This is a genomic window from Nakamurella sp. (assembly GCF_044224575.1).
Taxonomy (GTDB): Bacteria; Actinomycetota; Actinomycetes; order Mycobacteriales; family Nakamurellaceae; genus Nakamurella.
The window spans coordinates 1-14,529 of record NZ_JBGAKE010000016.1; the positions used below are offsets into that span (position 1 = coordinate 1).

Sequence of the window (14,529 nt, forward strand, 5' to 3'; positions counted from 1 at the left end):
GGCCCATGAGAGGATGACCACTGCGATCCGCCGTGGTGTAACGGCAGCACCTTGGATTTTGGTTCCAATGGTCCAGGTTCGAATCCTGGCGGCGGAGCGTCAGCGTGTCCCCGGCCGCGCACCGTCGCGCGGCACCGGTCAGTCGTTCGTCGAGCCCGGACTACCATCGGGGTCGTACCCTCGCCGCTGCGGCGGTACGCAGTCGGAGCCGTCGTCGACCGGGCCGCCACAGTCCGCGAAGCAGTTCGCAGGAGGGATGAGCCGTGCCCCCCAGGCCAGCCGGCGCCACCACCAGTTCGGCCACCCCCGCCGCCACTATCGCGGCCGTGATCGTGCTGGCCGCCGGTCAGGGCACCCGGATGAAGTCCAGCCGACCGAAGGTGCTGCACGAGCTGGCCGGCAAGCCGCTGATCTGGCACGCCCTGGCCAGCGCCGCCGCGCTGCACCCCACCACCCTGGTGGCGGTTCTGGGTCACGGTCGGGACGAGGTGGGCGGCTATCTCGCCGACGCCCCCGACCTGCCCAAGGTGGTCACGGCCATCCAGGACGAGCAGAAGGGCACCGGGCACGCCTGCGCCTGCGCGCTTGAGGTCACCGGGGAGCTGTCCGGAACGGTCATCGTCACCTACGGCGATGTGCCGTTACTGCAGCCGAGCACCCTGCGACAGCTCGCCGACGCCCACACCACCAGCGGCAATGCGGTCACCGTGCTCACCGCCACCGTCGCGAACCCGACGGGTTACGGCCGGATCGTCCGCGACGACGCCGGGAACCTGCTCAAGATCGTCGAGCAGAAGGACGCCGACCCGGCCCAGCGGGCCATCACCGAGATCAACTCCGGGGTGTACGCGTTCGACGGCGAAGTCTTGGCGGACGGCTTGGCTCGATTATCAGATGCCAACGCCGCCGGCGAGCGGTACCTCACCGACGTGGTCGGGATCGCCAAGAGCGACGGCCGGCCGGTCGGCAGCGTGCACGCCGACGACGCGGTGGAGACCGAGGGAGTCAACGACCGGGTGCAGCTGGCCGACCTGGCCCGGGTGCTCAACGCCCGCCTGGTCCGCCGGGCCCAGCTCGCCGGCGTCACCGTGCACGACCCGGCCACCACCTGGATCCACGCCGACGTGACCGTCGGCGCGGACACCCAGATCCTGCCCGGTACCCAGCTCACCGCCGGCACCACGATCGGTGCGGGCTGCTCGATCGGCCCGGACACCACGCTGAGCGCCTGCACGGTCGGCGACGGCGCCTCGGTGGTCCGGTCCCACGCCGACGGCGCGACGATCGGGCCGGACGCCACCGTCGGGCCGTTCAGCTACCTGCGGCCGGGCGCGGTGCTGGAGGCCAGGGCCAAGGCCGGCGCGTTCGTGGAGATCAAGAAGTCGGTCGTCGGGCCCGGCTCGAAGGTGCCGCACCTGTCCTACATCGGCGACACCACGATCGGCGCCGGGGTGAACATCGGCGCGGGCACCATCACCGCCAACTACGACGGCGACCACAAGTACCCCACGGTGATCGGTGACCAGGTCTTCGTGGGCAGCGACTCGACCCTGGTCGCCCCGGTGACCCTGGGCGACGGGGCCTACGTCGCCGCCGGGTCGACCGTCACCGACGACCTCGGTCCCGGGGACCTGGGCGTGGCCCGGGGCCGGCAGCACGTCGCGCCGGGCTGGGTGCTGCGCAAGCGGGTCGGCACCAAGGCCGCCTCCGCCGCCCAGGCCGCCCTCGCCGACGAACCCGTTCGGCTCCCCACCCGCGACGAGCCATGAACCCGCGCATCAGCCCCTCGGCCCAAGGAGATCGTCCGGCGTGAACTCTCTGTCGATCACCACCCGCAAGAGCCTGATGCTCTTCTCCGGACGCGCCTACCCGGAGCTGGCCGACGAGGTCGGCAAGTACCTCGACGTCAGCGTCACCCCGCAGTCGGCCTACGACTTCGCCAACGGCGAGATCTTCGTGCGGTTCGAGGAGTCGGTGCGCGGCTCAGACGCCTTTCTCATCCAATCGTGCGGCGTACCGATCAACACCTGGGTGATGGAGACGCTGATCATGATCGACGCGCTCAAGCGCGCGTCGGCCAAGCGGATCACCGTGGTGCTGCCGTTCTACCCGTACGCCCGGCAGGACAAGAAGCACCGCGGCCGCGAACCGATCTCGGCCCGGTTGATCTCCGACCTGCTGCGGACCGCCGGCGCCCAGCGGCTGATGACCGTCGACCTGCACACCGATCAGATCCAGGGCTTCTTCGACGGCCCGGTCGACCACCTGTTCGCGCAGCCGCTGCTCACCGGGTACATCGGCGCCCGGTACGTCGACGACAGCCTGACCGTCGTCTCCCCCGACTCCGGCCGGGTCCGCACCGCGGAGCGTTGGGCCGACCGGCTCGGCGGTGCCCCCATCGCCTTCATCCACAAGACCCGCGACCCGAGCCGGCCCAACCAGGTGGTCGCCAACCGGGTCGTCGGTGACGTCGACGGCCGCACCTGCATCGTCGTCGACGACATGATCGACACCGGCGGCACCATCTCCAAGGCGGTCAAGCAGGTTCTGGAGGCCGGGGCGAAGAAGGTCATCGTGGCGGCCACCCATGGCGTGCTGTCCGATCCGGCCGCCGAACGGCTGGCCAACTCCGGCGCGATCGAGGTGGTGCTCACCAACACCCTGGACATCCCGCCGGCCCATCAGTTCGAGCAGTTGACGGTGCTGTCCATCGCCCCGCTCATCGCCAAGGCGATCCACGAAGTGTTCGAGGACGGGTCCGTCACCTCGCTGTTCGACAGCTGACCGGAGTGCCACGGGGGGCCGGGGCGGGCGGGCGGATCCGATGAAGGTCCCCGACTCGTGGCGGTGGTGGGTCGATCCCCTGCTCCACGAGGAGCCCGGCGCCACCTGCCTGGCGCTGCTCGCGTTCGCCCTGATGGTGCTGGGTGCCGTGCTGACCATCCGGAGCGGCCGCTGGTACGGCCGGGTCGTCCTGATCGTGGGCGCGATCCTGTGGCCCCTGCCCGACCAGGACTGGCAGGGACCGGTGGTCCTGCGCATCGGTGGCGGGCACGGCGTGCACCTGGTCGACCTGCTGAGTCTGGTCGCCGTCGGCGTCGCCGTGTATCCGTGGCGCCGGGCCCCCAGGACATCGGACCGCTGACCACCGTCCCCCGCTCCGTCTGTCCGCCCTTCGGCGACCCCGTCGCCCGGCCGCTGGTGGGCATCGATCTCTTCACATTGACCGGATAACTTCCCGCCGATACGCTTGAGTGAAGGAAATTCTTGGGCAAGGAGGCGATATTGATGAGTGTGTTTCCAACGGTGATGGTGGTGCCGGATGGTCAGGGCCCGGCTGTGGACGGTGCCGCGGCCCGGATGCGCTCGATCGTCGTCGCCCACGGCTACCGGCTGACCGACGACGCGGCCGGCGCGGATGTGCTGGTCCGCACCGATGGGGCCGTCGTCGAGGTCAGCGGCGGATCCTTCCCCGCCGGCCGCCAGGTCGATGTCACTCCCACCGACGCCCCGGTCACCGCGGCCACCGTCGACGACGGGCCCGGTCGTGGCATCGACCTGCTCGCCCGGGTCGATCCGGCCGAGCTGACCGCCACCGGCACCGTGGCCGCTGCCGAGCCGGCCTGGACTCCGCTGCGCGCGGCCGGGGAACCGGCGGTCGCGGTGTCCGACGACGGCGAACGCCGCGCGGTCGTCCTGGCGATCCGGCCCGACGCCGGCCGCTCGTTCGACGAGCTGCTGTTCAACGCGATCACCTTCGTCGCCGGCCGGACGACCCCCGACCGCAACGGTCACGGCTCCCCGCTCGCGACGCATCCGGCGTGGCTGCGGCTCAAGCAGGCCGTCACAGACATGCAGGCCGTGCAGGCCACCGACGGATCCGTCCCGGACCCGGACACCCACGCCGCCGCCCGCGCTGCGGTGCACACGCTGACCGAGGCCGTCGTCGAGCTGGCCCCGCACTTCCCGCACGACACCGACTACCTCGCGGCACTGGTCAAGGACTTCACCCGGTGGACCGACGGCGGTTTCGCCGTGCCGGACTTCCTGGATTCTCTGGTCGCCTTCCACCCCGAACGCACCCGGACCGACGGCCGCGAGCATCTGGTGGTCTTCCCCATGTACACCCAGAACGGCAGCCCCGACCGGCATATCGAAGCCGTTCTGGTGCAGGTGATCTGGCCGGACTTCGTCGCCGACCTCGAAGCCGGGGACTACTCGAACAAGCTGTTCGTGCCGATCCGGTTCCTCGACTTCACCGCCGGCTACGACACCAACTCGGCCGTGCTGTTCCCGGAAACCGTGGCCATGCGCGAGGTTCCGAAGTTCACCTGGGGCGCGATCTTTGCCGATCGGGAGGCCGCCCGGTTCCGCCGGGTGGTGGCCGCCGCCGCGGAGATCACCGGCCTGGCCCTGCCGCCGGACGCCGCCCGGCTGCTGGTCGACCAGCAGCTGACGGAGGAGACCTTCGTCATGTGGGATCTCATCCACGACCGCACCCACATGCACGGCGACCTGCCGTTCGACCCGTTCATGATCAAGCAGCGGATGCCGTACTTCCTGTACTCACTGGAGGAGCTCCGCTGCGATCTGACGGCGTTCCGCGAGTCGGTGACGCTGGAGCAGCAGGGTGCCCCGCACGCCCGGCTGGTGCAGTACGCCATCCTGTTCGACCGCATCTTCCGGTTCCCCATCACCGGCACCCGGGTCCGCAACTACGACGGCCTCGGTGGCCAGTTGCTGTTCGCCTGGCTGCACCGGCACGGCGTGCTGCACTGGACCGACAACCGGCTGTCCGTCGAATGGTCCCGGGTGGCGGACTCCGTCCTCGAACTCGGCCGGCGGATCGAGGATCTCTACTGGCGCTCGATCGACCGGCCCAAGATCAATCACTGGCTGGCGGCCTACGCCTTGGTCTCCGAAACCGTGGAACCACACGCCGCATCGGTGTGGGCCCGCGGGGTCGACGCGCTCCCGGTCGACGGCCCGCCGAAGGGGCTGACCGACGCCGTCCTGCCCGACGAGTTCCCACTGTCAATGTTCTACGAGGCGCTGTCCCGCAAGCTCTCGCCGGTGATCGCCGCGACCAAGGGCATCACCGGGTGACGCGGCCGGTCGGCCCCGATGGACCCGGGGGCCATCCGGCCGTCTTACGCGACCCGATGGTCCGCGGCGAGCAGTGGCCGCCGCGGCGGGGCAATGCCTCCACCCGGCCCATAGGATGCGGCACATGAGCACCCTGGACGGTCGCGTGGTCGTCGTCACCGGAGCGGCGGGCCCCGCGGGCGTTGCCGCGTGCACCGCGCTGCGCACGGCCGGCGCGACGGTGGTGGCCGTGGGCCATTCCCCCGCGCGGCTCGCTGCGCTGGCCGACCGGCTGCCGGGCCTGGTGGTCGAAACCGCCGATCTCTCCGATCGCGACGCCGTCGACGCGTTGGCGGCCCGGATCCGGGGCGGCCAGGGCCGGGTCGACGGGCTCATCCATCTGGTCGGCGGCTGGCGCGGCGGCGATTCGTTCGGCGCCAACACCGAGGCGGACTGGCAGTTCCTGTCCGCGAGCCTGATCGACACCCTGCGGCACACCACCCTGGCGTTCCACGACGACCTGGTCCGCGCGCCGGCCGGCCGGGTTGCGATCGTCAGCGCCCGAGCCGCGGCGAAGCCGTCGGCGGGCTCGGCGAACTACGCCGCGGCCAAGGCGGCCGCCGAGGCGTGGATGTCGGCCCTGGCCGATTCGTTCCGCACGTCGACCTCCGGGTCGGAGGACGGGGCCGCCGCGGTCATCTTCGTGATCAAGGCCCTGGTGACCGATCAGATGCGCGCCGAGAGCCCCGGCCGCAGGTTCCCGGGGTTCACCGATGTCGGCGACCTGGCCGACCGCATCGTCGAACTCTGGGAGGCCGACGCGGCCGAACTGAACGGCGCCCGGATCACCCTGGACTCCTGACCACCCACTCGAAAGTCCTCTCGAAAGTCACAGAACAGTGAACACCTTGCACGACCCGACGAAGCGTGGCTTCGCCTCCGACAACTACGCCGGCGCCCACCCGGAGGTTCTCGCCGCGATCGCCGCCGCGAATGGCGGACACCAGATCTCGTACGGCGAGGACGTCTACACCGAGCGACTGCACGAGGTGCTGGCCGGCCATCTGGGCGACGGTATCGAGGTCTTCCCCGTTTTCAACGGGACCGGTGCGAACGTTCTTTCTCTGCAGGCCGTCTCGCCACGCTGGGGTGCGGTCGTGTGCAGCGAGAACGCGCACATCCACTGCGACGAGAACGGCGCGCCGGAACGGGTCGGCGGGCTCAAACTGCTGACCGTGCCGACCCCGGACGGCAAGCTCACCCCGGAGCTGATCGACCGGCAGGCCTACGGCTGGGGGGACGAGCATCGCGCCCAGCCGCTGGCCGTGTCGATCACCCAGACCACGGAGATGGGCACCTGCTACACACCGGCCGAGATCCGCTCCATCGCCGATCATGTCCACCAGCACGGCATGGTCCTGCATGTCGATGGTTCCCGGATCGCCAACGCCGCCGCCACTCTCGACCTTCCGCTACGGGCGTTCCTGACCGACGCCGGGGTCGACATCCTGTCCTTCGGCGGCACCAAGAACGGGTTGCTGTTCGGCGAGGCGGTGGTCGCGCTGCGCCCGGAGGTTGCCCCCGGGCTGATCTTCCTGCGGAAGATGAACATGCAGTTGGCGTCGAAGATGCGATTCGTTTCCGCCCAGCTGATCGCCCTGCTCGAGGGTGACCTGTGGCTGCGGTCGGCGCGGCACGCCAACGCGATGGCCGCCCGGCTGGCCACGGCGGTGGGCGATCTGCCCGGCGTCCGGATCACCCAGCCGGTCCAGGCCAACGCCGTGTTCGCGATCCTGGACCGCGGGGTCGCGGACCGACTGCGCCGGCGGTTCCGGTTCTACGACTGGGACCCGGCGACCGGGGAGGTCCGCTGGATGTGTGCCTTCGATACCACCGAGGACGACGTCGACGCCTTCGCCGCGGCCCTGGCGGAGGAACTCGCCCGCTGACCGGCGCGGTCCCTTTCGGGCACGAGACGCGGGGTGCGCGGGCATGAGGTGCATGGCCGGGCACACCCGGGCGGGCGGACGCCATCGGCGAGGCCGGAAAAATGGGGAGAACCGCCGATGCGCGGGCGCCGTACCTACCGGTGTCATGGAGTGGTCCATCACCCCTCCACCAACTGAAACCGGAAGGAACGTCATGGCTCTGTTCATGGACGTGCACACCCTGGGCGACAGCGTCGCCCTGGACGACGTCGCCCAGGCCCACGCGGCCGACCTGCAGCATCAGGGCGAGCACGAGGTCAACTACCTGCGTTACTGGGTCGACGAGGTGAACGGCAAGATCTTCTGCCTGGTCGAGGCGCCCTCGTCCGACGCCGCGGCGTCCGTGCACCGGGAGGCGCACGGGCTGGTCGCCGACGAGATCTACGCCGTGAGCGAGGGCCGCTGATCGGTACGGCGGCCGACACCACGGCCCTTGGTCCAGATCTGCTGTCCTGTCCGCACCGAGCGGCGTCGACGTCGGCGGAATGACGGCCGGTGGGTCGCGTGTGCGGCCGGGGTCGAGACATGCATCCCGACCCCGGCCGCGCGGGCGGGCCGGCGCCCGCACCATCCTGCTGGAGCCGGCGCTGATCGACCGCGGTACCACCGCACCGCCGCCACCGTGAGGAACGTGTTCGGCCGATTTCGCGCGACTCGGAGCATCTGGCAGGGTCGGAGCGGTGAGGAGCCCCTCCCGGCCCGCGCGACCGGCGTATCTGCGCCGCGTCGCGATCGCCGGGGCGCTCCTGCTGGGCATCGGATCGATCACCGCCCCGCCGGCGGCAGCCGCCGGTCTGACGACCACGGACGATGCCCTGCAGCAAGCCGTCGACCGGTCGGTGGCGAACGCCGCGGTCGACGGCATCATTCAAAGCATCTCGGTGGTCGACCGCCGGACCGGTGAGGTGGTTGCGGACCGCGGCGGCGGCCGACAGTACATCTCGGAGTCCATCGTCAAGCTGTTCACCGCGGCCTACTACCTGAGCCGGGCGAACGGCCAACCGGACGAGCAGATGCGACAGACCCTGCGCACGATGATCGAGAACTCCGACGACGACATCGAATCCGACCTGTGGAACGTCGACATCGTCCCGGCCATGGCCGACCGCTACGGACTGAGTCACACTGCGAACGGGCCAAAAACCGGCCCGCACGACTGGGGCTGGGAACTGATCACCGCCGACGACGAGACCCGGTTCCTGTCCGAGATGGCGAACGACCCGGCGGTATCGCCCGTCCTGCTGGACGCCATGGCGCACAGCGCGCCAACCGCGGCGGACGGCACGAACCAGGCCTTCGGGATGAATGCCCTCACCGGCGACCACGGCTCCAAACAGGGTTGGACCGACGCCGGCGCGGAGTGGGCCGAGCAGGCGCAGATCCATTCGGTCGGCTGGACCGACCGGTACTTCGTCGCGATCCTGGAGACGTCCACGGACTCGGACTTCGCCGCGATGACGGCCGAGTCGACGAACGCCGCGCGGGCGGTGCTGCGGTCCGAATCCGGGGACCCCGCCGGCCCGACGCCGGCCGCCGCCGAGCCCGTCCCCCCGACGGCGACTACCCCCGGACCCAGCGGCGGGACGCCGACCACGTCCGATCCGCCGACCGGAGTCATTCCCGTGCTGCGCCACGACCTCGACGTGATCCTCGCGGACGTGGCCGCCTTGATCGACCACTGGTCGCACTGACCCGACCGCACAATCGGGATCGGCATCGGCATCCACTCCGCGCGGCCCGGTCGGGCGGAGCGGGCTCAGCCAGCGAGCCGGCCGAGGTCGGCAACGCGGACCGGGTGCCCCGTTCGCACCGACTCGGCGGCGGCGAGCGCGATCTCGAGCGCGGCGCGGGCGTCGGCGCCGGTGACCGGCGCTGCCGTTGACCGGCGCACCGCGTCCACGAACGCGGCCAACTCGGCGGTGTACGCACCGGCCAGCAACTCCTGATCACTGCGGACCGTCTCGGCCGACACCCCGGTCGGGCCGGAGAACACCATCCCGCTCCGTCGCCCATCGCCCATCGTGGCCATTCCGCCGGAGCCGAAGACCTCACCGCGCACGTCGTACCCGTAGCTCGCCTCGAAGCACGCCTCGGCGGTGCCCACCGCCCCGTTGTCGAAACGGACCAGCACGACGGCGGTGTCGAGCAGCCCTCGGTCCTTCCACGCCGGCTCGACCAGGGCGGTCGCCGTCGCGAACACCTCGACCGCGGTGGCGCCGGGGTTCAGGAACCGCACCGACCGTCGTCGAGCAGCGCCCGCGCCGCCGCCCAGTCCGGCGCGTACCGGCGGTTGAAGCCCACCTGCAGCACCACGCCCGCGGCCCCGGCGGCGGAGATCGCCCGATCGGCGTCGGCGAGCGTCAGGGCCATCGGCTTCTCGCAGAAGACGCCCTTGCCGGCCGCGGCGGCGGCCACCACCAGGTCGGTGTGGAACCGGGCCGGGGCCGCGATGACCACGGCGTCGATGTCCGGGTCGGCCAGCACCTCGGCCGGGTCGGTGGCGAAGCTCGGCGACCCCAGGGCCGCGGCCAGCCTCTCCGCCGCACCCGGCGCGGGGTCCGCCACGGCCGCGAGCATCGCTCCCGGCAGCCGGCGCGCCAGCGTTTCGCCGTGGAACGAGCCCATCCGTCCGGACCCGATCAGGGCCACCCGCACCGGGCCGTGCTGGATCTGCGTCATGCGTTCCTCCTCGAGCCACTGAATGCTAGAACGTTCTAGTCTGCGGGCAGAACACTACGAAGGCTGCGACGACTTGTCAAGACAATCCGGTAGAACGTTCTAGACCGGCGATCGGCATGGCCCACTGGTTCCCCGGATCTGCAGCACCGGTTCCACCAGTTGATCCTGCCGGTCGGTGGCTCCGTCCTCCAACCGGGCGAGCACCCGATCGACCGACCGCCGGGCCAGTTCGACCGGATCCTGACCGACGGTGGTCAGATCGAAGTACGAGATCCGGGACAGCCGGCTGTCGTCGTAGCCGACGATCGAAAACTGTTCGGGCACCGAGATTCCGGCGCGAACGAAGGTGTCGAGCAGGCCGGTTGCGCAGCGGTCGTTGAAGGCGATCGCCGCGGTGACCCTCCCGACCTGGGGCAGCAGACCGGCGGCGGCCGCCACCCCGTCCTCCTCTCCCGGTCCACCCGGCAGCACCACCGCACCGGAGAGTCCGTGCCGAGCGACGGCCAGATCGAACCCACGCAACCGTTCCCGGCCACCCGGGGCACTTCCCCCGTCCAGATAGGCGATGCGCCGGTGTCCGAGGTCGACCAGGTGAGCAACCGCGAGGCCCATGCCCACGACATCGTCGACCCGGACGCAGTCGATCGCCGACGACCGCACCGCCCGGGCCACCACCACGACCGGCTGGCGCTTGGCGATGTCATTGAGCCGACCGGTGGCCATCCGCGGTCCGAGCAGGATCAGCGCCTCGCACCGGTCGTCCTGCAGCGCCCCGATCGCCCGCGCCTCACTACGCCCCGGCGCGACACCCGACAGCAGCACCCCGTAGCCGGCCGGTTCGGCCGCGGCGTAGATCCCTTCGATCAGGTCGCCATGGAACACCTGCTGCACCTCGAAGGTCACGCCCACCAGCCGGGAGCGACTCTGTCGCAGCAGTTTCGCCCGGCGGTCGGGCCGGTAGCCGAGTTCGTCGGCGATCGCCTTGACCCGCGCCCGGGTCGCCTCGCTCGCACCGCGGGCGTCGCGCATCACGATCGAGGCGAGGGCGACAGACACTCCGGCCGCCCTGGCCAGGTCGGTCAAGGTCGGCCGACGCTCCGGACTGTCCGATCCGACCACCGCAGACTCCCCTCCTCCGGCCGAGCGACGACTAGAACGTTAGAGGATCCGGCGGCGGCCTGCCTTGACAACCCGCGTGCCCGGTTCCTACCATCGGCTTTGACTATAACGTTCTAGACGAAGCGAGGGGTCGATGACCAACCCGATGACGGGCGCAGTTCCCGGGGCCGGCTACCGGCTGGCCGCATCGGCGGAGATGCTCTTCGTCGACCTGCCCTTCGTCGATCGGGTCCAGCACATCCATGACGCCGGCTTCCTGGTGGAGATCTGGGACTGGACCGTCAAGGACGTCGACGCCCTCGCCGCAGCGGACGCGTCCATCGTGTCGATGACCGGGTACATCGCCGGCAATCTGACCCAGCCGGACGGCATCACCGAGCTCCTGGACACCGCCGCCCGATCCCTGGAGATCGCCGAGCGGCTGAACTGCCCCGCGCTGAACCTGCACGGCACCGGCCTGGACGGCAAGGGCCTGCCGGTGCGGCCGGTCGAGGTGGTCACCGGACCGGAGTGGGTGACCGCGGTGCGCACGCTCGAGCGGATCGCGGCGCTCGGCGAGAAGGCCGGTCGGGTCTTCACTCTGGAGAACCTGAACACCGCCGTCGATCATCCGGGCACCCCGTTCGCCAGGGCAACCGACACCCTGGCGCTGGTCGAGGCGGTCGGCAGCCCCCACCTGCGGATGAACCTGGATCTGTATCACGCGCAGATCGGCGAGGGGAACCTCATCGAGCTGGTCCAGCGGGCCGGCGACGTGATCGGTGAGATCCAGGTCGCCGACGTGCCCGGCCGCTGCGAGCCGGGCACCGGCGAGATCAACTACGCCGCCATTGCCCGGGCCCTACGCGACATGGGGTACGGCGGCGTCATCGGTCTCGAGGGCTGGGCCGCCGGCGACCCGCAGGCGGCGCTGGACGCGTTCCGCGCGGCGTTCACGCCCTGAACCCGACACCCGAGGCCCCGGACCGGGACGTCGGCTGCGTGGGACGGCCGGATGTTCGCCGGCCGCACGTCGGTCAGGATGGGCCCGGGGCGTTGCCCGACACGTAGGTGCCGCCCTCGGCCGGCACGCCGTCCGCATTCTGGGCGAGCACGTCCGGATCGCTGAACGAGATGGGCAGCGACGTCGTGTACCAGTCGGCGCGCACGGTCTGCTCGACCTGGAAGTGCAGGTGCGGCACGCACCCGGTGAGCCCGGTCTTGCCCGAGAGCCCGAGCATCTCGCCCCGCGCGACCGGCTGGTTGGTCTTGGCCTTCGCCTCGATGGCCGGGTCGACCGCGCTCAGATGCAGGTAGAGCGCCGAGGTGCCGTCGCCGTGGTCGATCCGCACGAGATTGGCTTGATTCCCCATGTTCTCGTTCACCAGGTACCCGGGCGGCCGATCGGCGGCCGGAGCGAGCCCGCCGCAATGGTCGGCGGGCCAACTGCCGGCGACCAGACCGACCGCGCCGGCCCGCGCCGCCAGCACCGGAGTGCCCTCCGGCAGATCGAAATCCCAGGCGTGCTGCCCGTCCTTGTCCCGGTGGCTGCCGCATCCCGAACTGCAGGTTCCGAGCGGGTCGACCACCAACGGACCCTGCACCACCTGGTACGACCGGCCACCCGACCAGGGCAAGAGGTATCCACGAGCATCCGGATCGGAGGTCCCGCAGGACACGAGAACGCCGGCCAGCAGCATCCCCACCACGGTCGCTCCCAGCCGGCGCCGGCGAATCGATCCGTTCAGGAGTACAACGCCGGCTTCTCGCCCAGCTCGACCGCCACCCGCTCGCCGGAGTGCAGCGCCTCGACGGCCGCGTCCGACACCACCGCGGCCGCGTAGCCGTCCCAGCTGCTGGGCCCGAAGGTGCCACCGGACCCTACGGCGTCGATCCACTCCTGGAACTCGACGTCGTAGGCGCCGATGAACCGCTCCCGCCAGTCCTCCGGCACCCGATCGGACACCAGGTTGTTCCGGCGCACGCTGATCGGCCCGCCCGAGCCCAGCGAAGCGGTGCCGGTCTCGCCGACCACCTCGCCGCGGATGTCGTAGCCGTAGCGGATGTTCACGTTGGTCTCGATGTCGACCAGCGCACCGCCGGCCATCTCCAGCAGGATGAACAGCGGGTCCTCCAGCTCGCCGCCGAGACTGTTCTTGCGCGGCTTGAGCACTCGAACGCCGACCACTTCGTCGGCGAGAAGCCACCGGGCCACGTCGATATCGTGCACCGCGGTGTCGGTGATGGCCATCTCCCGGGTGTAGTGGCCGGGCACGCTCGGATTACGGTGGGTCGAGTGCAGCATGGTCGGCGTCCCGATGTCGCCGGAGTCGACGACCCCCTTCAGGGCCCGGTAGGCGGCGTCGTATCGGCGCATGTAACCGACCTGGACCAACCGCCGGCCGAAGGCGACCTCGGCATCGATGATGCGGCGGCAGGCCTGCTGGGTGGTGGCCAGCGGCTTCTCGCAGAACACCGGCTTGCCGGCCTCGATCGCGGCCAGCACGTACTCCTCGTGGGTCGGCCCCCAGGAGCAGACCACGACCGCGTCGACTGCGTCGTCGTCGATCAGTTCCTGGCCGTTGGAGTGCACGTTCGCGCCGCCGGGAACTCCGTCCGCGACCTGTTGGGCCGCGTCGAGGTTGACGTCCGTCACTCCGGTGACGGCGGCGCCGGCGAGCACGGTGGTAAGTCTGCGGATGTGGTCCTTGCCGATCATGCCGACACCGATCACCCCGACATTCACTGTCACAGGGAAGTTTCCTCTCGCACGAAATGGAGTTGATCATAGGGCCGACGGCCGTGGTGAGGCGTCGCTGACGGCTTTTCACCCACGATCGACACTGATTGTTCAGCGCTGGGTGGACTGGAGCTCATGCGATAGTTCGGCGAGTTCGCGGCCGCCGGCCATTTCGGCGGTGAGTTCCTCGAGGGTGACCTCGTTGCGGTGCTTGTCGAGCACGCATTTGCCGAGCTTGAGGATGATGAAGTGGTTCCCGACCAGGTAGGCGTGGTGCGGGTTGTGGGTGATGAACACAACCCCCAGGCCGGCGTCCCGGGCGGCCGCGGTGTACTTGAGCACCACACCGGACTGCTTGACGCCCAGCGCCGCGGTCGGCTCGTCCAGGATCAGCACCCGGGCACCGAAGTACACCGCCCGGGCGATCGCCACACACTGGCGCTGCCCACCGGACAGCGTGCCGATCGGCTGGTTGATGTCCTTGACGACGATGCCCATCTTGCGCAGTTCGGTGTCGGCGATCTCCCGCATTTCCTTGATCTTCAGGGGGGCCAGCGGCCAGTTCCCGGCCCGAAGTTCCGAGCCGAGAAAGAAGTTCCGCCAGACCTCCATCAGCCCGACGACCGCCAGGTCCTGATAGACGGTCGCGATGCCGTGGTCCAACGATTCCCGCGGTGAGCCGAAGTGCACCTCCCGCCCGTCAACCTTCAAAGTGCCTTCGGTGTGCGGGTGCAGGCCGGACATGATCTTGATCAGCGTGGACTTCCCGGCGCCGTTGTCACCCAGCACGCAGGTCACCTCGCCGGCCGACACCGACAGGTTGATGCCGGACAGCGCCCGGATCGCCCCGTATGCCTTTCCGACCTGGGACATTTCAATCAGCGGTTCCCCCTTGTGCAGGGTCGGGTCCGCATGCTCGCTCAACGTATCGGTCATGAC

13 protein-coding genes, 1 tRNA gene and 1 pseudogene are annotated in these 14,529 nt (G+C 70.3%); 10 read left to right on the forward strand and 5 right to left on the reverse strand.

What is annotated here, in order from left to right; translation table 11 throughout:
- The first annotated feature begins 26 nt into the window (after positions 1-26).
- The 9 genes from ACILSK_RS17455 to ACILSK_RS17495 all read left to right on the forward strand — a co-directional run bounded on the left by ACILSK_RS17455 (position 27) and on the right by ACILSK_RS17495 (position 8,764).
- Positions 27-97 (forward strand) — tRNA-Gln (locus ACILSK_RS17455).
- A gap of 166 nt (positions 98-263) precedes the next feature.
- Positions 264-1,769, forward strand: coding sequence for a bifunctional UDP-N-acetylglucosamine diphosphorylase/glucosamine-1-phosphate N-acetyltransferase GlmU (gene glmU, locus ACILSK_RS17460; protein WP_395728454.1), 1,506 nt, complete (start codon positions 264-266; stop codon positions 1,767-1,769).
- Positions 1,770-1,809: 40 nt separating this feature from the next.
- Positions 1,810-2,784, forward strand: a complete 975-nt coding sequence (locus tag ACILSK_RS17465) for a ribose-phosphate diphosphokinase (protein ID WP_395728455.1) — start codon at positions 1,810-1,812, stop codon at positions 2,782-2,784.
- 40 nt (positions 2,785-2,824) lie between these two features.
- Positions 2,825-3,145, forward strand: a complete 321-nt coding sequence (locus ACILSK_RS17470) for a hypothetical protein (RefSeq protein ID WP_395728456.1) — start codon at positions 2,825-2,827, stop codon at positions 3,143-3,145.
- A gap of 680 nt (positions 3,146-3,825) precedes the next feature.
- The gene (locus ACILSK_RS17475; RefSeq protein WP_395728540.1) at positions 3,826-5,106 is read left to right on the forward strand and encodes a DUF6421 family protein; all 1,281 of its coding nucleotides are present in this window, start codon (positions 3,826-3,828) and stop codon (positions 5,104-5,106) included.
- Positions 5,107-5,230: 124 nt separating this feature from the next.
- On the forward strand, positions 5,231-5,947 hold the full coding sequence (locus ACILSK_RS17480) for an SDR family NAD(P)-dependent oxidoreductase (RefSeq protein WP_395728457.1): 717 nt from the start codon (positions 5,231-5,233) through the stop codon (positions 5,945-5,947).
- A gap of 46 nt (positions 5,948-5,993) precedes the next feature.
- A complete protein-coding gene (locus ACILSK_RS17485; protein WP_395728458.1) occupies positions 5,994-7,034 on the forward strand; it encodes a threonine aldolase family protein in 1,041 nt (346 codons plus the stop codon).
- A 193-nt stretch (positions 7,035-7,227) separates the two neighbouring features.
- Positions 7,228-7,479, forward strand: a complete 252-nt coding sequence (locus tag ACILSK_RS17490) for a DUF4242 domain-containing protein (protein ID WP_395728459.1) — start codon at positions 7,228-7,230, stop codon at positions 7,477-7,479.
- A 274-nt stretch (positions 7,480-7,753) separates the two neighbouring features.
- A complete protein-coding gene (locus ACILSK_RS17495) occupies positions 7,754-8,764 on the forward strand; it encodes a hypothetical protein (RefSeq protein ID WP_395728460.1) in 1,011 nt (336 codons plus the stop codon).
- A gap of 65 nt (positions 8,765-8,829) precedes the next feature.
- On the opposite strand, the pseudogene ACILSK_RS17500 reads toward ACILSK_RS17495, so the two are convergent.
- Positions 8,830-9,752 (reverse strand): annotated as a pseudogene (locus tag ACILSK_RS17500) (Gfo/Idh/MocA family oxidoreductase).
- Positions 9,753-9,851: 99 nt separating this feature from the next.
- Positions 9,852-10,871, reverse strand: a complete 1,020-nt coding sequence (locus ACILSK_RS17505) for a LacI family DNA-binding transcriptional regulator (RefSeq protein ID WP_395728461.1) — start codon at positions 10,869-10,871, stop codon at positions 9,852-9,854.
- Positions 10,872-11,004: 133 nt separating this feature from the next.
- On the opposite strand from ACILSK_RS17505, the gene ACILSK_RS17510 reads away from it, so the two are divergent.
- The gene (locus ACILSK_RS17510; RefSeq protein ID WP_395728462.1) at positions 11,005-11,814 is read left to right on the forward strand and encodes a TIM barrel protein; all 810 of its coding nucleotides are present in this window, start codon (positions 11,005-11,007) and stop codon (positions 11,812-11,814) included.
- 73 nt (positions 11,815-11,887) lie between these two features.
- Here the strand turns inward: ACILSK_RS17510 and ACILSK_RS17515 are convergent, their stop codons facing one another.
- The 3 genes from ACILSK_RS17515 to ACILSK_RS17525 form a co-directional block, all read right to left on the reverse strand.
- Positions 11,888-12,550 (reverse strand): M23 family metallopeptidase, encoded by a 663-nt coding sequence (locus ACILSK_RS17515; protein ID WP_395728541.1) that lies wholly within the window; start codon positions 12,548-12,550, stop codon positions 11,888-11,890.
- Between the two features lie 44 nt (positions 12,551-12,594).
- Positions 12,595-13,602, reverse strand: a complete 1,008-nt coding sequence (locus tag ACILSK_RS17520; protein WP_395728463.1) for a Gfo/Idh/MocA family oxidoreductase — start codon at positions 13,600-13,602, stop codon at positions 12,595-12,597.
- A gap of 99 nt (positions 13,603-13,701) precedes the next feature.
- A complete protein-coding gene (locus ACILSK_RS17525; RefSeq protein ID WP_395728464.1) occupies positions 13,702-14,526 on the reverse strand; it encodes an ATP-binding cassette domain-containing protein in 825 nt (274 codons plus the stop codon).
- Positions 14,527-14,529 lie beyond the last annotated feature (3 nt).

Excerpts from the sequence above, each read along its gene's own strand:
- ACILSK_RS17490 (WP_395728459.1), top strand. The coding sequence starts at position 7,228 with ATGGCTCTGTTCATGGACGTGCACACCCTGGGCGACAGCGTCGCCCTG.
- ACILSK_RS17515 (WP_395728541.1), bottom strand. The coding sequence starts at position 12,550 with ATGCTGCTGGCCGGCGTTCTCGTGTCCTGCGGGACCTCCGATCCGGAT.
- ACILSK_RS17480 (WP_395728457.1), top strand. The coding sequence starts at position 5,231 with ATGAGCACCCTGGACGGTCGCGTGGTCGTCGTCACCGGAGCGGCGGGC.
- ACILSK_RS17470 (WP_395728456.1), top strand. The coding sequence starts at position 2,825 with ATGAAGGTCCCCGACTCGTGGCGGTGGTGGGTCGATCCCCTGCTCCAC.
- ACILSK_RS17525 (WP_395728464.1), bottom strand. The coding sequence starts at position 14,526 with ATGACCGATACGTTGAGCGAGCATGCGGACCCGACCCTGCACAAGGGG.
- ACILSK_RS17510 (WP_395728462.1), top strand. The coding sequence starts at position 11,005 with ATGACCAACCCGATGACGGGCGCAGTTCCCGGGGCCGGCTACCGGCTG.